This is a genomic window from Streptomyces sp. SP17BM10 (assembly GCF_036322405.1).
Lineage (GTDB): Bacteria > Actinomycetota > Actinomycetes > Streptomycetales > Streptomycetaceae > Kitasatospora.
The window spans coordinates 1-22,820 of the sequence record NZ_JAQYXB010000431.1 but is presented as its reverse complement, the minus strand read 5'-3'; the positions used below and the strand labels follow the sequence as shown (position 1 = coordinate 22,820).

General features: G+C 74.3%; 23 protein-coding genes and 1 pseudogene. 7 read left to right on the top strand and 17 right to left on the bottom strand.

From position 1 onward, the window contains the following. The 7 genes from PUR71_RS04905 to PUR71_RS04875 form a co-directional block, all read right to left on the bottom strand. A partial coding sequence (locus PUR71_RS04905) for a condensation domain-containing protein (RefSeq protein ID WP_329925077.1) occupies nucleotides 1-1,182 on the bottom strand: 1,182 nt, incomplete at its 3' end. Nucleotides 1,183-1,251: 69 nt separating this feature from the next. After that, the gene (locus PUR71_RS04900) at nucleotides 1,252-2,391 is read right to left on the bottom strand and encodes an acyl-CoA dehydrogenase family protein (RefSeq protein ID WP_329925076.1); all 1,140 of its coding nucleotides are present in this window, start codon (nucleotides 2,389-2,391) and stop codon (nucleotides 1,252-1,254) included. Nucleotides 2,392-2,448: 57 nt separating this feature from the next. After that, nucleotides 2,449-3,198, bottom strand: coding sequence for a class II aldolase/adducin family protein (locus tag PUR71_RS04895; RefSeq protein WP_329925075.1), 750 nt, complete (start codon nucleotides 3,196-3,198; stop codon nucleotides 2,449-2,451). Further along, the gene (locus tag PUR71_RS04890; RefSeq protein WP_329925074.1) at nucleotides 3,195-4,022 is read right to left on the bottom strand and encodes a dihydrodipicolinate reductase C-terminal domain-containing protein; all 828 of its coding nucleotides are present in this window, start codon (nucleotides 4,020-4,022) and stop codon (nucleotides 3,195-3,197) included. The genes PUR71_RS04895 and PUR71_RS04890 overlap by 4 nt, the downstream gene beginning before the upstream one ends. After that, complete coding sequence (locus PUR71_RS04885; protein ID WP_329925073.1) at nucleotides 4,015-4,278, bottom strand: phosphopantetheine-binding protein; 264 nt, start codon at nucleotides 4,276-4,278, stop codon at nucleotides 4,015-4,017. The genes PUR71_RS04890 and PUR71_RS04885 overlap by 8 nt, the downstream gene beginning before the upstream one ends. Nucleotides 4,279-4,332: 54 nt before the next feature. Then, nucleotides 4,333-5,775: a class I adenylate-forming enzyme family protein gene (locus PUR71_RS04880; RefSeq protein ID WP_329925072.1), complete on the bottom strand. Its 1,443-nt coding sequence runs from the start codon at nucleotides 5,773-5,775 to the stop codon at nucleotides 4,333-4,335. A gap of 5 nt (nucleotides 5,776-5,780) precedes the next feature. Further along, nucleotides 5,781-7,259, bottom strand: coding sequence for a nitroreductase family protein (locus PUR71_RS04875; protein ID WP_329925071.1), 1,479 nt, complete (start codon nucleotides 7,257-7,259; stop codon nucleotides 5,781-5,783). 724 nt (nucleotides 7,260-7,983) lie between these two features. Between PUR71_RS04875 and PUR71_RS04870 the strand changes: the two genes are divergently transcribed. Further along, nucleotides 7,984-8,772, top strand: a complete 789-nt coding sequence (locus PUR71_RS04870) for a G1 family glutamic endopeptidase (protein WP_329925070.1) — start codon at nucleotides 7,984-7,986, stop codon at nucleotides 8,770-8,772. Between the two features lie 132 nt (nucleotides 8,773-8,904). Here PUR71_RS04870 and PUR71_RS04865 read toward each other — a convergent pair whose 3' ends face one another. Continuing rightward, nucleotides 8,905-9,210, bottom strand: coding sequence for a hypothetical protein (locus tag PUR71_RS04865; protein WP_329925069.1), 306 nt, complete (start codon nucleotides 9,208-9,210; stop codon nucleotides 8,905-8,907). Nucleotides 9,211-9,517: 307 nt separating this feature from the next. Between PUR71_RS04865 and PUR71_RS04860 the strand changes: the two genes are divergently transcribed. The 4 genes from PUR71_RS04860 (at nucleotide 9,518) to PUR71_RS04845 (ending at nucleotide 14,688) form a co-directional block, all read left to right on the top strand. Beyond that, the gene (locus tag PUR71_RS04860; RefSeq protein ID WP_329925068.1) at nucleotides 9,518-10,153 is read left to right on the top strand and encodes a dihydrofolate reductase family protein; all 636 of its coding nucleotides are present in this window, start codon (nucleotides 9,518-9,520) and stop codon (nucleotides 10,151-10,153) included. A 262-nt stretch (nucleotides 10,154-10,415) separates the two neighbouring features. Further along, nucleotides 10,416-11,144: a methyltransferase gene (locus PUR71_RS04855; protein WP_329925067.1), complete on the top strand. Its 729-nt coding sequence runs from the start codon at nucleotides 10,416-10,418 to the stop codon at nucleotides 11,142-11,144. 234 nt (nucleotides 11,145-11,378) lie between these two features. Then, nucleotides 11,379-13,409, top strand: coding sequence for a glycoside hydrolase (locus tag PUR71_RS04850; protein ID WP_329925066.1), 2,031 nt, complete (start codon nucleotides 11,379-11,381; stop codon nucleotides 13,407-13,409). Between the two features lie 76 nt (nucleotides 13,410-13,485). Beyond that, complete coding sequence (locus PUR71_RS04845; RefSeq protein ID WP_329925065.1) at nucleotides 13,486-14,688, top strand: MFS transporter; 1,203 nt, start codon at nucleotides 13,486-13,488, stop codon at nucleotides 14,686-14,688. A 7-nt stretch (nucleotides 14,689-14,695) separates the two neighbouring features. Here the strand turns inward: PUR71_RS04845 and PUR71_RS04840 are convergent, their stop codons facing one another. Together PUR71_RS04840 and PUR71_RS04835 are read right to left on the bottom strand one after the other, a co-directional pair. Then, the gene (locus tag PUR71_RS04840) at nucleotides 14,696-15,157 is read right to left on the bottom strand and encodes a hypothetical protein (protein WP_329925064.1); all 462 of its coding nucleotides are present in this window, start codon (nucleotides 15,155-15,157) and stop codon (nucleotides 14,696-14,698) included. Beyond that, entirely contained in the window at nucleotides 15,154-16,143 is a 990-nt protein-coding gene (locus PUR71_RS04835; RefSeq protein WP_329925063.1) for an alpha/beta hydrolase, read from the bottom strand. The genes PUR71_RS04840 and PUR71_RS04835 overlap by 4 nt, the downstream gene beginning before the upstream one ends. A 563-nt stretch (nucleotides 16,144-16,706) precedes the next feature. On the opposite strand from PUR71_RS04835, the gene PUR71_RS04830 reads away from it, so the two are divergent. Further along, nucleotides 16,707-17,006 carry a hypothetical protein gene (locus PUR71_RS04830; protein ID WP_329925062.1) on the top strand — a complete coding sequence of 100 codons (300 nt, stop codon included), beginning with the start codon at nucleotides 16,707-16,709 and terminating at the stop codon, nucleotides 17,004-17,006. 60 nt (nucleotides 17,007-17,066) lie between these two features. Here the strand turns inward: PUR71_RS04830 and PUR71_RS04825 are convergent, their stop codons facing one another. From PUR71_RS04825 to PUR71_RS04805, 5 genes are all read right to left on the bottom strand, one after another. Then, nucleotides 17,067-17,804, bottom strand: coding sequence for an ATP-grasp domain-containing protein (locus tag PUR71_RS04825; protein ID WP_329925078.1), 738 nt, complete (start codon nucleotides 17,802-17,804; stop codon nucleotides 17,067-17,069). Between the two features lie 227 nt (nucleotides 17,805-18,031). Continuing rightward, nucleotides 18,032-18,409 carry a peptidoglycan-binding domain-containing protein gene (locus tag PUR71_RS04820; RefSeq protein ID WP_329925061.1) on the bottom strand — a complete coding sequence of 126 codons (378 nt, stop codon included), beginning with the start codon at nucleotides 18,407-18,409 and terminating at the stop codon, nucleotides 18,032-18,034. A 44-nt stretch (nucleotides 18,410-18,453) separates the two neighbouring features. Continuing rightward, complete coding sequence (locus PUR71_RS04815) at nucleotides 18,454-19,674, bottom strand: NAD(P)/FAD-dependent oxidoreductase (RefSeq protein ID WP_329925060.1); 1,221 nt, start codon at nucleotides 19,672-19,674, stop codon at nucleotides 18,454-18,456. Next, nucleotides 19,671-19,868 (bottom strand): ferredoxin, encoded by a 198-nt coding sequence (locus tag PUR71_RS04810; RefSeq protein ID WP_329925059.1) that lies wholly within the window; start codon nucleotides 19,866-19,868, stop codon nucleotides 19,671-19,673. Before PUR71_RS04810 ends, PUR71_RS04815 begins: the two co-directional genes overlap by 4 nt. 38 nt (nucleotides 19,869-19,906) lie before the next feature. Continuing rightward, nucleotides 19,907-21,106 carry a cytochrome P450 gene (locus PUR71_RS04805; RefSeq protein WP_329925058.1) on the bottom strand — a complete coding sequence of 400 codons (1,200 nt, stop codon included), beginning with the start codon at nucleotides 21,104-21,106 and terminating at the stop codon, nucleotides 19,907-19,909. A gap of 274 nt (nucleotides 21,107-21,380) precedes the next feature. Here PUR71_RS04805 and PUR71_RS04800 point away from each other — a divergent pair, with 274 nt between their 5' ends. Then, nucleotides 21,381-21,935 (top strand): MarR family winged helix-turn-helix transcriptional regulator, encoded by a 555-nt coding sequence (locus PUR71_RS04800; protein WP_329925057.1) that lies wholly within the window; start codon nucleotides 21,381-21,383, stop codon nucleotides 21,933-21,935. Between the two features lie 26 nt (nucleotides 21,936-21,961). On the opposite strand, the gene PUR71_RS04795 is transcribed toward PUR71_RS04800, so the two are convergent. Both PUR71_RS04795 and PUR71_RS04790 read right to left on the bottom strand, forming a co-directional pair. Then, nucleotides 21,962-22,342 (bottom strand): hypothetical protein, encoded by a 381-nt coding sequence (locus PUR71_RS04795; RefSeq protein ID WP_329925056.1) that lies wholly within the window; start codon nucleotides 22,340-22,342, stop codon nucleotides 21,962-21,964. Nucleotides 22,343-22,424: 82 nt separating this feature from the next. Then, nucleotides 22,425-22,820: pseudogene (locus PUR71_RS04790) on the bottom strand (NAD-dependent epimerase); the annotation flags it as partial.

Here is a 22,820-nt window from a genome sequence, read left to right as displayed (position 1 = left end):
GGTGCGCGTCGCCAGGTCGGCCAGCGCCTCCTTCGGGCGCTCGACGGTGTCGAACGGCCCGCTGCCCGGGTCCCGGGTGTCGTTCCACCAGTACGAGTGGTCGGCAGCCTCGCCGCGCTCCACGAGGCCCGCCACCTCCCGTTCCAGCGCCCACTTGTCGTAGCCCGCGTGGCGGAAGGCGCTGAAGGAGACGGACCGGGTGCGGCGCACCGCGTCCGCGAAGTCCCGGTCGGCGTCGGTGAGGAGGAACACCGCCTCCTGGGCCATCGTGCTGACCGACTCGGCGGCGGCCGGCTGGAAGCGGTTGCTCACGACGACCTGGAACAGGACGTCGCGGCTGCCGGACATCCGGGCCAGCTGGTGGGAGGCCGCGCCCAGGAGCAGCGCGGCGTCGCTCACCCCGAGGTCCGCGGCGACCCGTTCGACGGCGACGGCCAGGGCGGGCGAGCGCAGCAGCGCGTTGGGGAACAGCCGGCCCGGGTCGGTGACCCTGAGCTCCGGCGCGGCGGGCTGCCGGTGGATCTGCCGGGGTCCGGCGGCCAGTTGCTCGCACCAGTAGCGGCGGGCGCCCTCGTCGCGGCGGCGGCCGAGCGGCGAGGCCTGGGTGGCGGCGGCCTCCAGCGGCTGGAGGGCGGGGCGCGCGCGCAGCAGGTCCTCGGCGCGCTCGCCCGCTTCGATCAGCGCCAGGTCGCGCAGCATCCGTCCCTCGCCCCAGAGGTCCATCGCGGTGTGCGAGGCCGCCAGCACCAGGCGGTGGACCAGGCCCCCGCACTCCACGAGGCCGACCCGGAAGGGCCACTCGCGCGCGTGGTCGAAGGGGCGGCCGGCCAGGTCCTCCATGAGGGCCTCGCCGACGGCCGGGGCCTGCTGCGCGGAGCACGTCCGCACCGCGACCGGGAGCTCGCCGCTGCCGTCCACGACCTGCTCCAGACCGTCCTCGCCGGTGGGCAGCAGCCGGGTGTGGAGGCTGTCGTGCATCCGCAGCAGTTCCGCCAGGTCCGCGAGGACGCGGGCGGCGGGGCGCGGCGGGGTCAGGGGCAGGTCGAGCCGCAGGTTGTACCGGGGGGCGTCGTCTCCCAGGCGGGTGACGACCCCCCAGATCGCCCGCTGGCCCCAGGTGGCCGGGCCCGTCCCGGACCTCGCGGAGTCCAGTGTGATGGTCCGCTCCTCGACCGTGGTCATCGTGTTCCGAACTTCCCTTCGGTTGCCTCGTGCGAGGCGGTGCGTGGTGGCGGGGGTCTGACGCGGGCCTCAGTCCAGGCCCTGGGAGATGACCATGCGCTGGATCTGGTTGGTGCCCTCGACGATCTGCAGGAGCTTGGCCTCGCGCATCCAGCGCTCCACCGGGTGGTCGGCGACGTAGCCGGCGCCGCCGAGCACCTGCACCGCGTCGGTGGTCACCTTCATCGCCACGTCGGTGGCGAACAGCTTCGCCTTCGCCGCCTCCAGCGAGTACGGCCGGCCGGCGTCCTTCAGGCGGGCGGCGGCCAGGGTCAGCGCCCGGGCCGCGGCGATCTGGGTGGCCATGTCGGCGAGCATGAAGCCGACGCCCTGGAAGGAGATGATGCGCTGCCCGAACTGGCGGCGCTCCTTGGCGTAGCGCACCGCGTAGTCGGCGGCGGCCTGGGCGATGCCGACCGCGCAGGCCGCGATGCCCAGCCGGCCGCAGTCCAGGGCGCCCATCGCGATCAGGAAGCCCTTGCCCTCCCGGCCGATCAGCCGGTCGGCCGGCACCCGGAGGTCCTCGAAGCCGACCTGGGCGGTGGGGTTGGCCCACACGCCGAGCTTGCGCTCCGGCTCGTGCACCACCATGCCCGGTGTGCCGGCGGGGACCACCAGGCAGGACAGGCCCCGGGCCCCCGGGCCGCCGGTGCGGGCGAAGACGGTGTAGAAGTCGGCGTGGCCCGCGTGGGTGACCCACGCCTTCGTCCCCGTGAGGCCGTAGCCGTCGTCGTGGCGCACCGCGCGGGTGCTCAGCGAGGCCGCGTCCGAACCGGCCTCCGCCTCGGACAGGCAGTAGGCGCCGAGGAGTTCGCCGCCCAGCATGCCGGGCAGGAGGTCCTCGCGCTGCGCCTTCGTGCCGTAGGCGGCGGTGCCGAAGCAGGCGAGGTTGTGCACGTTGACCGCCTCGGCCACCGCGAACCAGTGGTAGGCGATCTCCTCCAGCGCCTGGAGGTAGACCTCGTAGGGCTGGCCTGCGCCGCCGTACTCCTCGGGGTACGGCAGGCTCAGCAGCCCGGCCTTGCCCAGGGTGCGCACGATGTCCCGGGGGAACTCGTGGGCCGCCTCGAACTCGGCTACGCGGGGTGCGAGTTCGCCGGTCGCGATGTCCCGGACCAGGCCGAGCAGCTCGGCCGCCTCCTCGGTGGGCAGGATGCGCTGGACCTTCAACGGACGACCTCCGTGGGTGTTCGGGTGGGTGGGCGGGGTCAGGGCGTGTCCTGCGGGTCAGGCCAGGCCCCAGGCGGCGGTCTCCGGCCAGTGCCGGACGACCCGGCGCACGGCGTAGTCCCAGTAGGAGCGCACGGAGAGGTCGGCGTAGATGAAGTCCTGCTTGGCGGCGACGTCCTGCTCGGTGGACCAGGTGTACGGGACGCCGGTGCCCTCGGCCGTCAGCTGGAGGCGGCAGGCCCGCTCCAGCACCTGGGCGAAGACGGCGGCGTGCCGCACGCTCTTGCCGACGATCACGCCGCCGTGGTTGCGCAGCAGGACGGCGGGGTGTTCGCCGAGGTCCTTGGCGATCTGGTCGCCGGTCTCGATGTCGAGGACGGTGTTGCTGGTCGCGGTGAACAGGCCGATGCGGTCGCGGAAGTAGGCGCCGTCGTGCGAGATCGGGCGCATCGGCAGGTCGGTGGCGCCGAACAGGAGGGTGTGGGGCGCGTGGCTGTGGACGATGCCGTTGACGTCCGGGCGGGCCCGGTAGATGGCCTGGTGCAGCGGGAGTTCCGGCGGGGCCGGCGGCGGGGCGGGGCGGGTGTGGTCCACCGGGCAGCGCACGACGTTCTCCGGGGTGGCCTCGTCGAAGCCGACCAGGGCGTTCTTGATGAAGAACTCGTCGCGGCCGGGGATCCGGGCGGAGATCTGGCCCTGGTTGAAGTCGTCGTGGCCGTCGAGGGAGAGCATCCGGGCGCCGGCCGCCACCTGGAGGACGAGCCGGCGTTCGGCCGGGTTCAGCGGCACCGGTCCGTCGGTGGTCATGTCGCGCTCCTCGCGGTCGTGGGGGGTGTGTGCGTGGCCGGGGTCGTCGGGGGTGTGTGCGTGGCCGGGGTCGTGGGGGCGGTCAGGTCGTCGAAGACGGTGCGCATGGTGACCAGGCCGGGGGGTGCGGTGCGGGCCCAGGCGGCGGCCGCCAGCGCGCCCCGGGCGGGGACCGTCCAGTCGGCGACGTGGTGGCGCACGTGCAGCGCCTCGCCGTCCCAGGTGTGGGTCAGCTCGTGCTCGCTGACGGGCAGTCCGGCCCGCTCGTCGGAGATGTCGGCCACCGCCCGGCCGCCGGCGTTCTCCCAGGTGCGGGCCAGGGCCAGCGCGGTGGCGCTCGGACGGTGCGCCTTGCCGAGCGGGTGGCGCTCCCGGACGGTGGTGGTCGCCTCGAAGCGGCCCGTGGCGAGGGCGGCGGTGAGCTCGGCGATGCGCGCCTGGAGGTAGTGGCCGAAGGCGAGGTTGGTGGCCCGGACCACCGGCACCGTCCCGGCCAGCTCCGCCAGCGCCTTCCCCTGGGCGTCCGTCAGGTTGGACACGCAGGCGACGAGCGGGACCCGGCGGGTGGCGCAGTAGTCGAGGACGTCGGTGTGCGCGTCGGGCGCGCTGGCGTCGACGAGGACGTCCGGGACGTCCTCGGCGGACCAGCCGCCGCGCCGGGAGGCGGTGAGGGTGACCCTCGTGCCCTCCGCCTCGCACAGCGACCTCAGGGCCGAGCCGAGCCGGCCGAGGCCGACGATCCCGATCGTGGGGCGGGGGTGCGCGGCCGCCTCGGGCACCGGGGCCTCGGGCAGCGGCGCCTCGGGCAGCGGGGCCTCAGGCATCGGCGCCGATTCCGCTGGCGACGACGAGGGCCGTGACGGAGTCGATGGACTCGTAGTGCTCGATGGGCGCCTCCGGGTCCAGGTAGACGCCGACCTCGTTCTCGATGCTGTCGATCAGGCGCATGTAGGAGAGCGAGGAGTAACCGACGTCGCGGAGCGAGTAGTCGGCGCCGGCGAGTTCGTCGGCGGAGACGCTGCCGTCGCCGGCCGCGATGGCGAGTTCGAGGATCTTGGCACGCAGGTCGGTGTTGTCCATGGGGAGTTCCTGTTCCTGGTAAGGGCCTTGGAGGGTCGTGGAGCGGGTGCGGGGTCAGGTGGCGGCGGGCGGCTCGGTGAGCAGCCGCCGCAGGCGCTCGATGGACGGCTTGCCGATCGAGTTCGCCGGGATGCTGTCCACCGGGCGGAGGATCCCGGGCACCTTGAAGGCGGGGAGCGTCGCCGCGCAGTGGGCGCGCAGGGACTGTGCGGTGACGCCGGGTTCGACGGCGACGACGGCGGCCAGGGTCGGTTCGCCGTGCTGGTTCTCGGCCTCGAAGGCGACCGCGTCCCGCACTCCGGGGGCCCCGCGCAGCACGTCGGCGATCTCGATCGGGTCGATCTTGCGTCCGCCCACGTTGACCAGCCGGCTCGTGCGTCCGGTCAGGTGGAGCGCGCCGTCGGCCAGGTGGCCCTGATCGCCGGTGCGGTAGTAGCCCTCGGCGTCGAGACGCTCCTCGAACACGCCGGGGGCGTTGAGGTAGCGCGAGCCCATCGACTCGCTGCGGACCCGGATGCCCTCCTCCTGCGCGAGCAGCCGCACGCCGGGCAGGGGCGCCCCGAGCCCGCTGCCGGCACCGTCGGCGGCGAACGTCAGCGGCCCGGTCTCGGCGACGCCGTAGTAGTTGTGGACGGGCACGCCGGTGAGCCGGGTGAACTCCTCGCGGACGTTCTCGCGCAGCGGGGCGCCGGAGGAGATCGCGGTGCGCACCGTGGCGAAGCCTTCCTTCGGCGCGCGCCGCACGATCGACTCGTACAGCGCGGGGAAGGCCACCAGGCGGGTGGCGGCGGTGCTCTCCAGGAGTCGTACGACGCGGGTGGCGGTGGGCAGGCCGTGCGACAGGTGCAGCGAGGCGCCCGGCAGGAAGGCCGCCAGCAGCGAGGTGTTGAAGGCCAGGCCGTTGGAGAGCGCCGCGAAGCAGGCGATCCGGTCCTCGGCCGAAAGGCCGGTTCCCTTCACCCAGTTGGCGGCCGCGGCGGACACGGCGGCGCCGGAGAACTCGATGCAGTTGGGGCGTCCGGTGGAGCCGGAGGTGAAGCGGCAGACCTCGGTGTCGTCCAGCAGCCGCGGGCGGGGGGCGGCGAAGGCGCGCACCCGGCTGACCGTGAGGGCGCCGAACTCGCTCGCCCCCGTGGGGGTTTCGTCCACGACGGCGCCGACGTCCGCGCCCGGGGCGTGGATCAGCAGGTCCAGCCCGCAGTCCTCGGCGATCCGGGAGAGGTCGAACGGGCCGAAGGCGGAGTCGGCCAGGAAGGGGACGCCGCCGGCGAACAGTACCGCGAGGTAACCGACCACGTAGTCAACGGAGTTGGTGGCATAAAGGCCCACCCTGGCCCGCTCGCCCGGGGCGTGGGGGCGGGCGAGGTGCTCGGCGGCGGCGCGGGCCCGGTCGGCGAGTTCGGCGTAGCGCAGCGATCCGCCGGCGTCGGTGACGGCGACGCGGTCGCCGTGGCGGGCGAGGACGTCGGCGAAGGCGCCGGGAAGGACGGGGTTCATCGGGTTCACCGCTCGTTCTGGGCGTGCGCGGTGGCAAGCCGGTCGAACTTGACGCCCGAGTCGTCCGGACGGCCGAGCAGCAGGGCGTAGAGGATCTCGTCGTCCTCCGGCAGCCCCGCCAGCGTGCGCCACAGCGGCGAGTCGAAGCCGCCGATGGCGGTGACCCCGACCTGTGCGCGGTTCGCTCCGAGGTAGAGCAGCTGTCCCAACGCGCCGCAACGGAAGGCGAGTTCGCGCAGACTCTCGGCGCCGGCGGCCGAGCCGGCCCCGGCGAGGGAGGTGCGCGGCACGTGCAGGAGCAGGACGGCGCCGGCCCCGGCGAGGGCGCGCTGCTGCATGCAGGCCCGGGCCACCTCGTCGGTGGACGGCAGGCGGCCGGGCTGCCGCTCCCCGGTGTCCAGCCGGTACACCGCGTCCCGTCCGGGGTCGGTCGTCGAGCGCAGGACGAGGGTGGCGGACAGCGGGGATGCGCCGGGCAGGTCGGTCTCCAGCGGCGTCGACAGGGCCGCGACCGCCCGCCAGACGGCGTCGGCGGAGACGGGTTCTCCGGTGAACGCCTTGCTCGAGACGCGCGTCCCGATCAGCTCAGGCCAGCCGTTCCGGTCCCCCAAGCCGCCTTCCTCGGGCGAGATCTGACGGTCGGTCCGCACGTGCGCCAGCGGGGCGGGCGCGCTGCGGGGTGCCGGGGAGCCGGAGTGCTCGGGCCACACGGCGAGGGAGTCCCAGCACGCGCCCTCCAGCCACGACCGCCACGTGGGGCCGCGCAGTTCCCGGTCGGTGCTGTCGTGCACCGTCCAGCGGGCCCACGGGCCGTCGGCCTCGGCGACCCTGTCCGCGGTGGCCGGCACCAGGACCGCGGAGTGCATCTCCCGGTGGTTCTCGCCCGCCTCCAGGAGCTCCGAGAGGGGCTCCCGCGGGAAGCGCAGCCGCAGCGCCCCGCGCGCCCCGCGCCCGGCCGCGGCCAGGAGGAGGTTGGCGGCCGCGTGGCCCGCGTCGAGCTGGGTGTAGAGGTACCCGCGGTCGCCGTACTTGCGCATCGACAGCCAGGGGCGGGTGAGGGTGACCACCAGCGCGCCGCCGTCCTCCGGGACGGCCAGCGCGGACGCCGCCAGCGCGGCGGCGACCCGCTCCCCCGCGGCCAGCCGGGCGCAGGTGCGGCGGTCGGCGTCGAGCCGGTAGGCCGTCGGCACCCCGCCCTCCAGGACGAGGACGGCGAACTCGTACGGGTACACGGCCCCGGCCGACGGCACCGCCCGCGCCACGTACGAGCCGCAGGACCGGTTGGCGCGGCTGGTGAACACGCCCTCGTCCACCACCGACAGGGCTCGGCGCAGACCCGGGGAGGCGACGGGCTCGGCGGGCGGCTCGGGTGCGGCCGGGGGCAGGGCCACCCGGGCCCACAGCTCGTCGGCGCGGCCCGCGGACGCGGCCCGGGGCGCGTCCGCGACCGCCACGGACTCCTGGGTGATCAGATTTCCTTGCACGTCTGACGCAGACCTCCAATTCTCTGGCAATCCACCAAATACGCATGCGTCGGGCAGCCGGAAAAACGGGCAGGCGAAATCGACCCACCGCACTTTTTCGGCAGCCCGGCGCACCACGGAGGAATAGATGTGGGGGGATACCGCAACAGCTCGCAACGGTGCCCTCGCGGGGCATTTTCCCTTGCCCCCGGCCAGCACCGATGTGTTCTCATATCGCGAGACGGACTATTCGACGGTCATTCGACCGCGCGGCACGAGCCCCGCCACGCCGCCCCCGGCGAGCGCTTGCCCATCAGTCCCCCGTCTCACGATGTGACACATAACCGATCCATGGGCCGAACCATGCGAACCCATGATCGGTTACGGCCGTTCCAGCATGCCAAGCACGCCGGGCAATGGTCAAGACCAATCCCGATGACGCCGCAGGATGAATCCCGCCAACCGGGTGAATGCAGTGAACCGGGCATCAATGCGCATTGGCCGCCCGTCGGCCGCACCCCGGACAACCTCGGCAATTCGGCCCAGTCACCGCCAACCCGGCGACGTGGCCCCCGTGGCCGCCGTGCCGGACATCCGGCGCCGGGACGATGCCCTGCGGGTCATCTGCCGTTTGACGCACCGGCGGAACTACCGTGAGTGACTGACCGTCAGCCCGGAGCCCGTGGCGCCGGATCAACCCGAGCGGCCACCGGACCCCCCGCCCGTCCCCAAGGAGCAGCGCAGCATGCCCGCAGCCCGCCACCGCACGTTCGCCACCGCCGCCCTCGCCGCGGCGGCCACCCTCCTCACCACCACACCCGCGCTCGCCCAGCCCGCCGGCCCGGCCGCTCCGGCCCTCCTGCGGGCACCGCTGCTGCGCCCGGACGGCGACGCGCACCAGAGCGGCCCGCACGACGGCCGCGCCAACGGCACCAGCGTCAACTGGGCCGGCTACGCGGCCACCGGCACCACGTTCACCAGCGTCAGCGCGAGCTGGACCCAGCCGGAGGCGAAGTGCACCAGCGAGGACACCTACTCCAGCTTCTGGGTGGGCCTGGACGGCGACGGCAGCCGCTCGGTCGAGCAGAACGGCAGCTCGGCGGACTGCGTCGGCGGCCGGCCGCAGTACTACGCCTGGTTCGAGATGTACCCGGCGTTCCCGGTGGTCTACAAGGACAAGGTCGAGGCCGGTGACCGCTTCACGGCGAGCGTCACCGCGACCACCGCCGGCAAGTTCACCCTGACGATCAGCGACGAGACCCAGCACTGGAGCCACGTCCAGCACAAGAGCCTGTCCGGCGCGAAGCCGGCCTCGGCCGAGGTGATCGCCGAGGCGCCGTCCACCCAGCGCGGGCCGCTGCCGCTGACCGACTTCGGCACCGCCGCCTTCACCGACGCCACGGTCAACGGCAGGCCGATCGGCGAGTTCGGCCCGGAGAACATCACCATGGCCGACCGCGACGGCACCGTCCTGGCCTCGACCTCCCCCCTCACCGCCGGCAAGGATTTCGGGGTGACCTGGCACCACGCCTGACGTCTGGCCCCCGGAAACGGCGGAGGGCCGCAACGCGGCTCCTGCGCGCTGCGGCCCTCCGCCGCCGTGTGCCCGGGGTCAGACGTGGAGCGTGAACACCGTGTCGCCCCCCACCGGCGTCGCCGTCGGCCCCTACCTGAACTGGGGGAAGTAGTCCAGGAGCGAGGAGTTCACGCTGGTGCAGTAGGCGTAGCTCCACAGGCCGCTGCCGGTCGGCTTCCACGGGCCGTACACGTACTCGCCGTTCTGACAGACCGCCATCGCCCGGAAGACGATGTGGCTGTCGGAGCGGGGGCACATGGCGCCGTAGGTGTTGCCGTCCCACCACTCCTGGCAGACGTCGGTCGTGGTCGCCGACGCCGGTACGGCGGTGGCCGTCCCGAGTGCGAGCGATCCCGCGGCGACCGCCGCCAGTGCCAGTGCGCGTACCTTGAGCATCGAATCCCCTCCAGCCGGACGTTGCGTCACCGGCCCGCTTCCTGCCCCGCGGGCCGCCGTCGAATCTAGGGCGGCCGCCGGAGGCGTCCGGTGCGGGAGCGCACAGTCGCCGGCTCCGCGCGGTGCCGATGTGCACAGTCGTCGCCGCACGGTCGTCCCGCCCGCGGCCGGCCGGGTCGTGGTTCCATGGCGTGAGTGATCCGCTACGGGGAGTACCGCTTGCCGTCGGAGCGATGAGTTTTCCGGCGGCCGCGGGTCTCCATCCCGACCGGATCGACCGGCACGACCACTCATCGGGAGCAAGGCAATGGGCCTCATCCACATCGAGCTGTTCACGACCCTCGACCTCGTCGCGCAGGCACCCGGCGGGCCCGACGAGGACCCCGAGGGTTTCCCGTTCGGCGGCTGGCAGGCGCCCCTGCTGAACGAGGCCACCGGCGCGCAGATCGCCGCCGCGTACGAGGGCACGGACGCCCTCCTGCTCGGGCGGCGCACGTACGACATCTTCGCCGCGTACTGGCCGAAGCAGGAGGGCGGCCCGTTCGCCGGGCTCTTCAACAGCGTGCCGAAGTACGTGGCCTCCCGCGGCGAGCCCGACCTCTCCTGGGCCGGCTCCACGCAGCTCGGCCCGGACCTGGTCGGCGCGGTGCGCGAGGTCCGCGAGCGGCACGAGCACGTGAAGGTCGTCGGGAGCCTGGACCTGGTGCAGACCCTCCTGCGGGAGAAGCTGTTCGACCGGCTCGACCTGTGGGTGCACCCGATCGTGCTCGGTGTCGGCAAGAAGGTGTTCGGCACCGGCGCGGTGCCCACCAGCGTCACGCTCCTCGAACCGCCGGTGGCCGGCCCCACGGGCACGGTGTTCCTGCGCTACGGGATCGCCGACGGCATCCCCCGGACGGGCGACATGAGCGCCCCCGACCGCGGTCTCGGCGACGACGCCTGACGCCGCCCGGCCGGCCGGGCCGAGGGCGCGCCCCGGCCCGGCCGGCCGGCGAGGTGCCGGGCCCGGGGGTGAGCGCCGCCGGCGAGGCCGTGCACTGTGCGCCGGGTGCCGGGGGCGCCGAGGCGGGCGGCCGTGTCCCGCCGAGGGGGCCTTCCCCGCCTGGCGGGTTCGCGTCTGGCGGGTTCCGGAGGACCGGATGTGCTGGTCGGGTGGGGGTGGGTCCGTGGACGCTGGGCAGCGCCCCCACCGTCGAGGAGTCATCATGTCCCAGTCGCACCCCGGCACCGGATTCCACCGCGGCCACAGCCTGTACGAGCGCCATCTGAGCGATTCCGCCCGCCCGGACGAGTTCGAACTCCTCGGGCGGAGCTGGGAGTTGCTGGACGGCGTGTTCTCTCCCGCCTACACGCCGGTCACCGGGCTGTTCTCCGGGTGGCTCGACTACCCGCGTCAGGGCGCCTTCCTGGAGATGGGCTCGGGTGCCGGCGTCACCAGCGTCGTCGCCGCCCTGTCGGGGTGCCCCGACGTGACGGCCCTCGACATCAGCGCGGCCGCCGTGGAGAACACCCGGCGCAACGCGCGGCGGCACGGCGTCGGCGACCGGGTCCGCGTGCTGCGGAGCGACCTGTTCACCGCCCTGGAGCCCGGCGACCGCTTCGACCTGGTCTTCTGGAACTCCAGCTTCGCCGAACCGCCCGCCGGCTTCGTCAACGGGACCGACCTCCACCACGCCTTCTTCGACCCCGACTACGCCGCCCACCGCGCCTACCTGGCACGGGCGCCCCGCCACCTGACCGAGCACGGCCGGCTCACCCTGGGTTTCAGCAGCCTCGGCAACTGGCCCCGCCTGCGGGCCATCGCGGACGAGCTCGGCCTGGAGCACGAGGTGCTCGCCGCGGAAGAGCGCCTGCTGGACGGGACGCTGCCGGTCGAGTTCCAGCTGGTCGGCTTCCGCCCGTCCGACGGACGGGCGTGGCCGGCGCTCGCCTGACCGCGCCGGGCGCCCGGGACGCCGCACGGGCGCACGGCTCGCGGGCTGGAAGGCCTCGCCGCACGTTCCAGGGCGTCGTGGCCGTGGCGCGCCGTCAGCGAGTGTGGTGGCAGCGGGTCTTAAGGACCTCTTAGAAGAACTCCGTATCACTGTGTCATGCACACAGGCACTCACGCGTCACCCCTCACACGCCCCGCCCGCCGGCGCGTCCCGCGTTCCTTCCTAGTCCTCGCGGTGGCCACCGCCCTGCTCTCCGGCACGGCGGCGAGCGCCGTCACCGACGGCTCGGCGCCGCGGGTGCGGATCCACGGCGGGCGCGTCGACGTGCCCGTCCGCGGCGGCACGGCCACCGTCGACACCACCACCCTGCGCACGGAGGCCCGCACCGGCGACGGGCGGGTGGTCCTGCTCTCCGCCGCGGCCGCCTCGCGGCTGGGCCGGGCGAGCGCCCCGGCCAGGACGGCGGACGGCGCCGGCTGGTCGTACCCGGAGACGGGCCTGCGGGCCGAAGTCCGCGCCGACAGCGGCCGGTTGCTGCTCACCCTCACCGCCACCGGCGCCGACACCTCGGTGCGCTGGCCGGTGACCGCCGCCGATCCGGCCGCCGCCGCGATCCAGTTCCCGCGCGGCGAGGGGCTGTCCGTGCCCGTCGACGACCCGTTCTGGAACTCCCCCGACGGCGCACTCGTCGGGGAGCCGCAGGAGCTGAACTCCCAGCTGACCATGCCCGTGTGGGGCTACACGCTGCGCGGCGGCCGGGCCGGCGCCGGCTACATCGTGCCCACCGACATCGGCACGTCGCTGACGTTCGCCTCCCAGGACGGACGGCTGCGGGCCACCGCCGAACACGGGTTCGCCGCCGGGGACGCCACCGGCGCGTACACCGTGGCCCTCTCCCTCACCGACGGCTCCCCGGTGGCCCCGGCCGCCGACTACCGCGACTGGCTCGCCGAGCACGGGCAACTCGGCAGCCTCGCCGAGAAGATCAGGGAGAACCCGCGGACCGCGAAGCTGCTCGGCGCCTTCCACGCCTACGCCTGGGGCGGCGCCCGCCGGCCCGCCTACCTCGACGCTCTCAAGACCCTCGGCGTCTCCCGGCTCTGGCTCGGCTACGACTCGGACGACGCCCCGATGACCGGCGCGGACGTCAGGGCCGCCGAGGCCGCCGGCTACCTCGCCGGGCCGTACGACTCCTTCGCCGACGGCCAGCGCAAGACCGAGGACTCCTCCCCCAACACCATCTGGCCGGACGACGTCTATCCCCGCTTCTGCGTGCTCAGGGCCGACGGGACGCCACAGCCCGGCTTCCGCGGCAAGGGCTGCTACCTGAGCTCGCAGGCCTTCGAGCAGGCCGAGCCGAACCGGCACTACCTCGCCGACCGCACCCGCTCGCTGGTCGCCAACGGGGCCGGCAGCTACTTCCTGGACGTCGACGCGGCGGGCGAGCTCTTCCGCGACCACGACCCCGGCCACGCGATGACCATGGCCGGGGACCGCGCCAACCGCCTCGCCCGGATGCGGCGCCTGACCGACGGCTCCTACGACGCCTCCGGGCGGCCCCTGGTCCTCGGCTCGGAGTCGGCCGGCTCCTGGGCCAACCAGGTGCTGGCCTTCGACCACGGCGCCGCGACCCCGGTGGACGGCCGCCTGTGGGCCATGGAGACCGGTCACTTCGACAACCGGCCCCAGGATCCCAAGGACGACGACGCCTGGGGCGGCTACATGCCCGAACAGGCCGCCGCCACCTTCTTCCGGCCGGTGCGCACCACCGACTTCAAGCCCGAGCACCGGGCCCGGGTGGCCGCCGCCCTCAAGGCGATGTACGACCCGCGCTACCGGGTGCCGCTGTACGAGACGGCGCTGCACGGCTCGCTGGTCAACGCCGAACGCTGGGAACTGTCCTTCGGGAAGCTGCCGGAGCAGAAGACCACACGCGCGCTGCTGGCGATGCTCTCCAACACCCCGCTCACCTTCGTGCTCAGCGACAAGGACCCGCACGATGCGCAGAACCTGCGCGAACTGGTTGCCCTGCAACAGTACTTCGCCCCGCTGCACCAGGCGGCCGGCACCGAGGCGCTGACCTCCTTCCGCTGGCTGAGCGACGACCACCTGGTGCAGCGCACCGTCTTCGGCGACGGCACGCTGACCGTCACCGCCAACTTCGGCACCACGGCCCACGACGGCCTGCCGGGCGGCTGCGTGGACGCCGCCCTGCGCGGACGGCCGGGCACCCAGCGGCTGTGCCCGGCCGACGTCGTGTCCTGACCCCGTCTCCTGACGTCACCGCCTGACGCTGGCTCCTGCCGGCGGGGCGGCCGGGCGGCACGGCTATCGTGACGTGGTGACCGAACATCAGGGCGTCCGGCCCGCCGCCGCCCGCGCGGGGTATCTCGCCGCCGCCTTCGCGTTCGCCGTCTGCATGACCGGGACCACCCTGCCCACGCCCCTGTACGGGCTGTACCAGGAGCGGATCGGCTTCTCGGAGCTGACGGTGACGGTCGTGTTCGCCGTCTACGCGTTCGCGGTGATCGGCGTCCTGCTGCTGGTCGGCGACGTCTCGGACACCGTCGGGCGCCGGCCCGTCCTGCTGAGCGGGCTGGGCTTCGCGGCGTGCAGCGCCGTCGTGTTCCTGGCCGCGGACAGCGTGGCGCTGCTGTGCCTCGGGCGGCTGCTGTCGGGGCTGTCGGCGGGCCTGTTCACGGGCACGGCCACCGCCTACGTGCTGGAGCTCGCCCCGGCACGGCACCAGGGCCGGGCGGGCTTCGCCGCGACGGCCGCCAACATGGGCGGGCTCGGCTGCGGACCGCTGCTGTCGGGGCTGCTGTCGCAGTACGCGCCGCACCCGCTGGTGCTGCCGTTCGTGGTGCACCTGGTGCTGCTCGCCGCCTCGTTCGCCCTCGTGCTGAGGCTGCCGGAGACCGTCGCCGCCCCGCGGCCACTGCGCAGCGCCCGGCCGCGGCGGGCCGAGCTGCCGCCGCCGGTGCGGCGGGTGTTCGTCCCGGCCGCGCTCGCCGCGTTCGCCGGGTTCTCGCTGCTGGGACTGTTCACCTCGGTCAGCCCCGCCTTCCTCGCCGAGGGGCTGGGTGTCCGCAACCGGGCCGTCGTCGGGCTCGTCGTCTTCACGGCCTTCCTCGCCTCCACGCTCGGCCAGCTCCTCGTGCCCCGGCTGGGCACCGCTCGGGCCATCCCGCTGGGCTGTCTGGTGCTGATCGCCGGGCTGGCGCTGCTGGCGGGCTCGCTCGCGTGGGCCGTCCTGGCGCTGCTGGTGCTCGCGGCGCTGGTGGGCGGCGCCGGCCAGGGCATGGGGCTGCGCGGCGCGGTGGGCGAGGTCGCCGCCGCGAGCCCGGCCGAGCACCGCGGCGGGGCGCTCTCGGCGCTGTTCGTCGTCGCCTACTTCGGCATCTCCGTCCCCGTGATCGGTGTCGGCCTGCTCACCGGGCCGCTCGGCCTGGCCGACGCCGGCCTGGTCTTCGCCGCCTGCATGGCCCTGCTGGCCGCCGCCTCGGGCGCCTACCTGCTGCGCCGGGCGGGCGCCACGGCCTGAGGGCCCGTCACCGGCCCAGGTGGAGGGCCAGCGACTCGATCGTGCGCCGGCGCATGGTCATCATCGCCACGGACGAGCCGTCCGCGAAGTGGAGCCGGAAGCGCGCCATCGCCTGCGTCCTCGGACGGCGCTCGGCCCGTGCCACCCGGGCCCGCGGGGCGGCCCAGAGCAGGCGGCCGGGCTTGCCGAGGTCCGGGCCGGCCTCGACGAACGCGACCCGGCGGTCGGTGACCGCCAGCAGCCCGGCCTTCCCGAGGGCCGTCCCGGTGGGGAAGCCCGCCGCCGTGCCGCCCCCTCCCCCGGCCACCGCGCCGATGCGCGCGAGCGCCGAGCCGAACGGCACCGGGTCGACCCCCAGTGCCCCGACGCCGGCCACCGGGACCACCTTCGCCACGTCCAGCAGCGCCTCCCCCGGGCCCAGCAGCGGCTCCACGGCCCGGCGGTAACGGCTGATCATCTCCTCGGTCATCCCGGCAGGGTAGCGGCCGGCCCGGCGGCGGCCAACGTGTGCCCCAGCAGGGACATCGCGTCGGGCATCACCCGCCGCCAGAAGCCGTCCGTGTGCAGGCCGTCGGGGAAGTGCGCCTCGCGGGCCCGCGCCTTGTGGGCGACCTCGCGGGCGGCGGGGCAGAACGGGTCCTCCTGGCCGCACCACACGCCCAGGGCGCCGGTCTGCATCCCCTCGAGGCGCAGCGTCGGCTCGTGGGCCCGCCAGTCCGTCTCGTCGGCGTAGCCGCCGGTGGTGCGGGCGTCGGCCCAGGTGCGGAACACGGCCGGGCTGAGCAGTGCGACGGCGTCGAGGTTGCGGCCTCCGGCGGTGCGGCCGATCGCGTACTGCAGGGCGCCCGAGCCGCCCATGGAGATGCCCATCGCGGCGCGCGGGGTCGGCAGTTGGCGGGCGTGCAGCCAGCCGGGGAGTTCCTCGCGGAGCATCGTCTGCGGATCGTCGCCGTCGCCGGGGGTGTGCTGGTGCCAGTACGTGGCGTCGCCTCCGTCCACGGCGACGACGGCGAACGGCGGCACGCCGGTCTTGACCGCCGCGGCCAGGAACTGCGGCACGCCCAGCGGCACCATGCCCTGGGCGTCGTTCCCGCGCCCGTGCAGCAGCACGCACACCGGCAGGTTCGTGCTCGCCGTCGCGCCGGGCGGGAGCATCGTCACCAGCGTGACGTTGCGGCCCCGCGCCGCCGAGCGCACCTGCTCGACGTGCACCGCCCCCGGCGCCGCGTCGGGCACGGCGCCGTCCGTCCCGGTCATCCCCAGCACCTTCTTCAGCGCCACCCCGCCGGGCAGCCACCCGGCGAGCATCCCGCCGGCGGCGCCGGCCGCCAGCAGGGCCCCGCCGCCCGCGGCTCCGGCCCCGATCCGCAGCAGGCGCCGCCGGGACACCCGTGGGCCGTCGGGCTGCGGCGGGGGCTGCTCGGTGACGCTTCCGGTGTCGTGGTGTGTGGTCATGTCTGTCGGCCCTTCGCCGTGCGGTTGCGTGGGTGCGGCCGTGGTCGGCGCGCGGCGATCCACAGCGGCGGCATCGGCACGTTTCCCCCGGTCAGGCCGGTTCGGGCGACCGGCCACCGTAGGTGACGAGGGATCGGACCGCGCGGTTCCGCCGTTCGGCTCCGCGATCGGGCGGCGGCCTCGTGGCTCAGGAATTCAACATTCCGCCGGAAAGGCAGGTCCGGGGAAATTTCCCCGTTTGCGCGACGATCGACCGGAATAGTTTTCCGGGGGCCGTACAGGAGTGATCCGGCGCGGCATCTTCCCAGTTCCAGGCCCCTATGACGCCTTGTCTCGTACCTGTCCTTCGGTCCGAAAGTGTCTCTTGCGGCACGTCTGTCCGTCAATTGCTGGCGGTCGGACGCATTTTGACGGAGGTCTTGCCCGCCGTTGCCCTCACTGTTTCAATGCTGGTTGTCGATGCGGACGAGGAACCCGTCGCATTCGGCGGTCGACAGCGTAATTTTCCCGGCGTCATCCATCGCACGAGGGGGAACCACATGCGCACAGTACGAGCTGCCTTGATGACCGGAGCGATGCTCGCGGCAACGGTGGCCATCGCGGCCCCGGCCCAGGCGTCCTCCCGCTGCAGCGGGATGAACGGCTACGGCGAGCAGATCTGCGTCGACGGCACGTCCTACAACCGTGCGGACGACGTCACCACGGTCTTCTTCACGCTCCGCGGCCCCTGGACGGACTATCGGGTGTACATGAACGGCACGTCCGCCCTCTACTACCCCGGCTCGCACGCGTTCGGCATCGACGGCCACCTGAACACCAGCGTGTGTGTGTCCGAGGCGACGTACGGGTGGGAGTGTGTCTGATCCGATCGGCGGGTCCGCCGTGATCCGCCGCTGAGGGAAGGGCCGGGGCCCCGGCCCTTCTCACTGCTCCGCGTGTCGGACGAAGCGCAGGTCCTGCGGCCGCACCCGCTCGCGCGGCCCCGCCGCTCGCAGCACCACGTCCAGCACGCGCGCCGGGTCGGCGGCGTACGCGTGCGAGAACCACGCCATGTTCGCCTCCACCACGGCCCAGCGGTGGCCGGGGCGGTAGGGGTCGAGCAGCTGTCCGACGTCCAGGACGACGGCGCTCGGCAGGGTGGGGCCGGCCGCGGCGATCAGCCGGTCGACGAACCCGGCGATCTCCGCGGCGGCGGGGTCGCCGTCGAGCGGGCGCGGGTCGAGGCGGCCGAACACCGCGTAGCGGCTCGCGGTGGCGATCCGCCCGTCCAGCAGGAACAGCCGGTACTCGGCCGCGAACGTCACCACCTCGCAGAGCAGCACCGGTGTGGCCGGGTCCAGGCCGGCGGGCAGCCGGGAGCCCTCGGCGTAGACGGCCGCCGGGAAGGACTTGTCCCGCGGCGGCTTGACGAACGCCGGCCGGTCGAGGGCCCACGCGTCCGCGAGCGTCGCCGCCCTGACGTCCCGGCCGGTGAACTCCTGGGGCAGCTCGGCGAGCCAGTCGTCCGTCGGTTCGAGCAGCGCGAACCCGAGCCGCTCCGCGAGGCGCGCGCCCGCGACCGGGCCGCCGTACCAATGCACGGGGCCTGCCTCCGGGCCCGCCTCCTCCGCCGCCAGGACCCGCATCCCCCGGGCGGCCGCCTCGACGGCCAGGAGCTCCATCGTGGACGTCCGCCGCCCCGGCATGACCAGCACCGCGCCCCTCCTCCACCTTCGCGAAGCGGCCAGGTTAGTGCCGCCGCACCCGCCCTCGCATCCGAGTGATCGGCGCTGCTCGTGCGGGGGCGGGCGGCGGGGCGGGGTCGTCGAGGAGCCGGTCGCCCTCGTTGCACCCCGCCGGTCGGCCCACCGGCCGGCGCCCGGCACCTACCGGAGCCGGGCGCCGGGTGTCACTTGAGGGTCGGCAGGGAGGAGTAGCAGCCGTAGGAGTCCTTGGTGGCCGTGATCATGACGTCGCCGGTCCGCGGGCCGACGATGCCGTCCGGGTCCAGGCTCGCCCACTTCTGGATGGCCTGGATCGCCCCGGAGGTGTCGGGGCCGAACGAGCCGTCCACGTCGATCACGTGGTAACCGGTCTGGTAGTGCAGGGAGTTGGATATCAGCTGGACACACCTGACGCTGGCGTAGGCGTTGCTCTTGCCGGGGCCGACCCAGAGCGAGCCGGAGTTGGGCACGGCCTGGGCGGTGCCACCCAGGACACCGGTGGTGACGAGGGCGGTGGTCGCGAACAGGAACGCGCCGCGCCGGGCCATGGAGGTGCTGTTCAAAGGAACCCCAAGAATTGGAATACGAATGATCGTCAGACCCCGGACTATACGGTCCCCTGCTGACGGGTCGCCGGGTCGGGGGGCCAGGGGCCGTGGGCGGCGACTTGGGCGCGCAGGGTGCGCAGGGCCTTGGCGGCGGCGATGCCCACCGCGCCCACGACCCGGCCGTCGCGCACGCAGGCGGCGGCGAAGCGGTGCTCGGCCAGGGCGCCGTCGACGAGTTCGAAGCGGTCGGCGGCGCCGGGGCGGCCGAAGGCCTGGATCCGCAGGCCGTACTGGTCGGTCCACAGGTACGGGACCGGGGTGTAGGCCTGGCGGGTGCCGTCCGGGCCGGCGAGGAGGTTGCGGGCGGCGTGCAGGGCCTGTTCGGTGGCGTTGGTGCGCTGTTCCAGGCGCCGGTGGCGGCCGGTGTGCGGGTCGGGCCAGGCGGCGGCGTCGCCGGCGGCCCACACGCCGTCGCCGGCGGCGCAGTAGGGGTCGCAGCGCACGCCGTCGGCGAGGTCGAGACCGCTGCCGGCCAGCCAGTCGGTGGCGGGTTCGGAGCCGACGGCCATCAGGACGGTGTCGGCCGCGAGGTCGCTGCCGTCGGCGAGGCGGACGCCGGTGGCCCGGCCGCCGCGCGCGAGGACCCCGGCGGCGGTGCCGACGTGGATCCGCACGCCGTGTTCGCGGTGCACTCCGGCCAGCAGGGCGGCGGTCTCGGTGCCGAGGACGGCGGCCAGCGGGGTCGGGGTGGAGACCAGCCAGGTGACCTCGGCGCCGAGGGCGACGGCGGTGGCCGCCGCCTCGGCGCCGAGCAGTCCGCCGCCGACCACCAGCAGCCGGCCGCCGGTGCGCAGGTCCTCGCGCAGGGCGAGGGCGTCGGCGAGGGTGCGCAGCACGTGGGCGCCGGCCAGCGGGGCGTGGGCGCCGGGCAGGCGGCGCGGGCGGACCCCGGTGGCGATGACGACGGCGTCGCAGCGCACCTCGTGGCCGTCGGCGAGGCGCACGGTGCGGGCCCTGCGGTCCAGGCCGGCGGCGGCCACCCCCAGGCGCAGGTCGAGGCCGAGTTCGGCCAGCGCGTGGGGTTCGCGCAGGGTGAGGCGCTCGGGCTGCCACTGGCCGGAGAGCAGGTGCTTGGACAGCGGCGGCCGGTCGTAGGGCGGAGCGTCCTCGGCGCCGACGAGGGTGAGGCGGCCGTCGTAGCCGGAGCGGCGCAGCGCCTCGGCGGCGTGCAGTCCGGCGGCGCCCGCTCCGACGACGGCGACCTGCCGCAGTGCGGTCACGCGTGGTCCAGGCGGATCGCGGCGGCGGGGCAGACGTCGGCGGCGTCCTTGACGGCCTGGTGGAGGTCCGCGGGCGGGCGGGCGTCGAGCAGGACGACGATGCCGTCCTCGTCGCGCTGGTCGAAGACGTCGGGGGCGGCGAGGACGCAGCTTCCGGCGCCGCAGCACTTGTCCTGGTCGATGGTGACGAGCACGGGGTTTCCCTTCGGGGTGGGTGAGGTGGTTGGGCGTTCTACCAGGTGACGGGCAGTTCGTGGAGGCCGTAGACGAGCATCTCGCCGCGGAAGGGGACGTCCTCGAAGGGGACGGCCAGGCGCAGTCCGGGCAGGCGGCGCAGGACGGTGTCGAGGGCGATCTGGAGTTCCAGGCGGGCGAGGGGCTGGCCGAGGCACTGGTGGGGGCCGAAGCCGAAGGCCAGGTGGCGGCGGGCGTCGCGGGTGAGGTCGAGCTCGTCGCCGCCGGGGAAGTGCGCGGCGTCCCGGTTGGCGGTGCTGACCATGCAGATGACGCCTTCGCCGGCCCGGATCGTCACGCCGCCGACCTCGACGTCCTCGGTGGCGACGCGGGTCAGGCCGGAGTGGACGATGGTGAGGTAGCGCAGCAGTTCCTCGACGGCGCCGGGTACGGACTCGGGGTGGGCGCGCAGGTGGTCGAGCTGGGCGGGGTTGCGCAGCAGGGCGAGGACGGACAGGGCGGTCATGTTCGCGGTGGTCTCGTGCCCGGCGATCAGGAGGAGGCGGCCCATGGCGCCGATCTCCTCGGTGGTGAGCTCGCCGCGCTCGGCCAGGCGGCTGAGGATGCCGTCGTCGGGTGCGGTGCGCTTGGTCTCGGTGAGGGCGACGAGGTAGTCGGCCAGGCGCTTCTGGGCGGCGTCGACGTCCTCGGGCGGGGAGTCGCGGCGCAGCAGGACGCGGCTGCACTCCTGGAAGAAGGCGTGGTCCTCGTAGGGGACGCCGAGGAGCAGGCAGATGACGAGGGAGGGCAGGGGCAGGGCGAAGTCGCGTACGAGGTCGGCCTCGGTGCGGCCGGCGGTCATGTCGTCGAGGAGGCGGTCGGCGATGCGCTGGATCTCGGGGCGCAGTGCCTCGACCTTCTTGATCATGAATTCGCCGGTGAGCATCCGGCGCTGGTGGGCGTGTTCGGGGTCGTCCATCCGGATGAAGGTGGTCTGACCGGCGCTCAGCTGGCGGGCGCCGGCGCTGATGAAGGGGAAGCCGGGGCGGTTGGCGTCGGAGCTGAAGCGGGGGTCGGCGAGGACGGTCTTGATGTCGTCGTAGCGGGTGAGGAACCAGCTGGGGGTGCCGTCCCACAGGGAGACGCGGCTGATCGGCTCCTCCTGCTGGGCCTGCTGGTAGGCGGGGGGCGGGGCGAAGGGGCAGGCGCCGCGGGCGGCGGGGTGGGTGAAGCGGGGGGTGGGTGCGGCCGTGGTCATGGGGGCTCCCTTCCCGGAGCTCGGGGTGCCGGCTGCTGGGGTCGGCTGCGTGGGGGTGCGGCGGGGTGGGGGTGTGGTGGGGTGGTGCCGCACCCCGGGTCATTACGTGCCTTAAGCAACTAACTCATCGTCACGCTAACTCGCGGTCCGTGGCGGCGAAAGGCCCCGCCGGGTGGCGAACGAATCTGTCCGAAATCCGGTCAGAGGCCTGCACCGGCGCCGCACGACCCCCACACCACCGCCGCGCCCCGCACCGGATCGCTAAGGTTCCTGCATGTCGGACGCCGAAGACCCCGTAGACGAACGGACCGCCACCTCGGACCTGGAGGCCGTCCTGGCCAGCCTGGCCTACCTCCTGACGCGTTCGCAGCAGCACGAACGCCAGATGGCCCGGGCCGGCATCACCGCCGCCCGCTCGGACATCTACCTGCTGCGCGCGCTCGGCGAGGCCGAGGGCGCCAGCCGGGTCACCGACCTCGCCGACCGCCTGATGGTCAAGTCCTCCCACGTCACCCGCCAGATCGACCGCCTCCAGGGCCAGCACCTGGTGGCCCGCACCCAGGACGCGACGGACCGCCGGGCCCGCCAGGTCGAGCTCACCGCCGAGGGACGCGCCGTGCTCGACCGGCTGAAACAGGCCAACATCACCGGACTGGCCGGCGCGCTGGACGGCGTCCCGGCCCCGGACGTCGCCGCCACCGTCAGCGTGCTGCGCCACCTGATCGACCGGTACGTGCAGCGGGCGCGCGCCACGATGCTCGCCGGGGACGCCGCGCCCGCCCTTCCCGGGCCGGCGGGACCGGACGCGGGCGAGGTGCGGGGCTGCTGAGTCCCGGGGCGAGCGGGCCACCGGGTTCAGGAGCCGAGGAGCATGAGGTAGGCGATGACGTGGTCCGGGTGCAGGACGACGTCGACGGCGAGGGCGGCCGGCAGCACGAGGTGGACGTAGAAGGCCCCCGTCGTCGCGCACCGCACCAGGCGGAGCGCGGGTCGCCGGGGCCCGGGCGTCGCGTTCGGCCGGCGACGTCCGCGCAGGACGCCGAGGCCGAAGCCGGCCAGGGCCCCGGCCGAGGCCAGGAACACGAGGAAGGCCGCCACGGCGCGTTCGTCGTGGTCGCGGCCGTCCGGGACGAAGGACAGGAGCCACAGGTCGACCGCCAGCGTGAGGCCGCCGTACAGCCACGCCTGGACGAGATCGCCGTCCGTGCCCTGTGCCGCGCGCCGGATCCACCGCATGCCGTCATGATGCCGGTTCGCACACCCGTGCGGCAGTGCGTCCGACGGATGGTCACCGAGCTGCAACCGCAGGCCCGTTGGGTCAGGACAGTGCGGCCAGGAGGCGTTGCTCCTTCGCCGGTTCGATGCCCTGCGGCACGCGCCCGCGCTTGCGCCCGTCGGGTTCGGTGTCGTCGGCCGGGCCGCGTCCGCGCAGCCACTGCCAGGTGTCGCGGGCGGTCTCGGCGAAGGGGCGGCAGCGCAGGCCGGCCGCCCGGGCGCGGGCGGTGTCGACCTGCCAGGTGCCGGCCGCCTCGGGGACGTCGGGCATCCACAGCGGCAGTTCGCTCCACGGCTGGACGGCGTCCGGGCCCTCGGCGAGCAGCGGCGCGTCCGGGACCCAGACGAGCTCGGCGCGCCCCTCCCCCGCCACCTGCGCGCACGTGTCCAGGAACTGCCCGTAGGTGAGCAGGCCGGGCGGCGCGGTGGTGAGGAAGCG

What these genes read in the sequence shown, in the direction of transcription:
- PUR71_RS04895 (WP_329925075.1), bottom strand. Translation starts at nt 3,198, where the DNA reads ATGACCACCGACGGACCGGTGCCGCTGAACCCGGCCGAACGCCGGCTC.
- PUR71_RS04890 (WP_329925074.1), bottom strand. Translation starts at nt 4,022, where the DNA reads ATGCCTGAGGCCCCGCTGCCCGAGGCGCCGCTGCCCGAGGCCCCGGTG.
- PUR71_RS04885 (WP_329925073.1), bottom strand. Translation starts at nt 4,278, where the DNA reads ATGGACAACACCGACCTGCGTGCCAAGATCCTCGAACTCGCCATCGCG.
- PUR71_RS04880 (WP_329925072.1), bottom strand. Translation starts at nt 5,775, where the DNA reads ATGAACCCCGTCCTTCCCGGCGCCTTCGCCGACGTCCTCGCCCGCCAC.
- PUR71_RS04870 (WP_329925070.1), top strand. Translation starts at nt 7,984, where the DNA reads ATGCCCGCAGCCCGCCACCGCACGTTCGCCACCGCCGCCCTCGCCGCG.
- PUR71_RS04865 (WP_329925069.1), bottom strand. Translation starts at nt 9,210, where the DNA reads ATGCTCAAGGTACGCGCACTGGCACTGGCGGCGGTCGCCGCGGGATCG.
- PUR71_RS04860 (WP_329925068.1), top strand. Translation starts at nt 9,518, where the DNA reads ATGGGCCTCATCCACATCGAGCTGTTCACGACCCTCGACCTCGTCGCG.
- PUR71_RS04855 (WP_329925067.1), top strand. Translation starts at nt 10,416, where the DNA reads ATGTCCCAGTCGCACCCCGGCACCGGATTCCACCGCGGCCACAGCCTG.
- PUR71_RS04840 (WP_329925064.1), bottom strand. Translation starts at nt 15,157, where the DNA reads ATGACCGAGGAGATGATCAGCCGTTACCGCCGGGCCGTGGAGCCGCTG.
- PUR71_RS04835 (WP_329925063.1), bottom strand. Translation starts at nt 16,143, where the DNA reads ATGACCACACACCACGACACCGGAAGCGTCACCGAGCAGCCCCCGCCG.
- PUR71_RS04830 (WP_329925062.1), top strand. Translation starts at nt 16,707, where the DNA reads ATGACCGGAGCGATGCTCGCGGCAACGGTGGCCATCGCGGCCCCGGCC.
- PUR71_RS04825 (WP_329925078.1), bottom strand. Translation starts at nt 17,804, where the DNA reads ATGGAGCTCCTGGCCGTCGAGGCGGCCGCCCGGGGGATGCGGGTCCTG.
- PUR71_RS04805 (WP_329925058.1), bottom strand. Translation starts at nt 21,106, where the DNA reads ATGACCACGGCCGCACCCACCCCCCGCTTCACCCACCCCGCCGCCCGC.
- PUR71_RS04800 (WP_329925057.1), top strand. Translation starts at nt 21,381, where the DNA reads ATGTCGGACGCCGAAGACCCCGTAGACGAACGGACCGCCACCTCGGAC.
- PUR71_RS04795 (WP_329925056.1), bottom strand. Translation starts at nt 22,342, where the DNA reads ATGCGGTGGATCCGGCGCGCGGCACAGGGCACGGACGGCGATCTCGTC.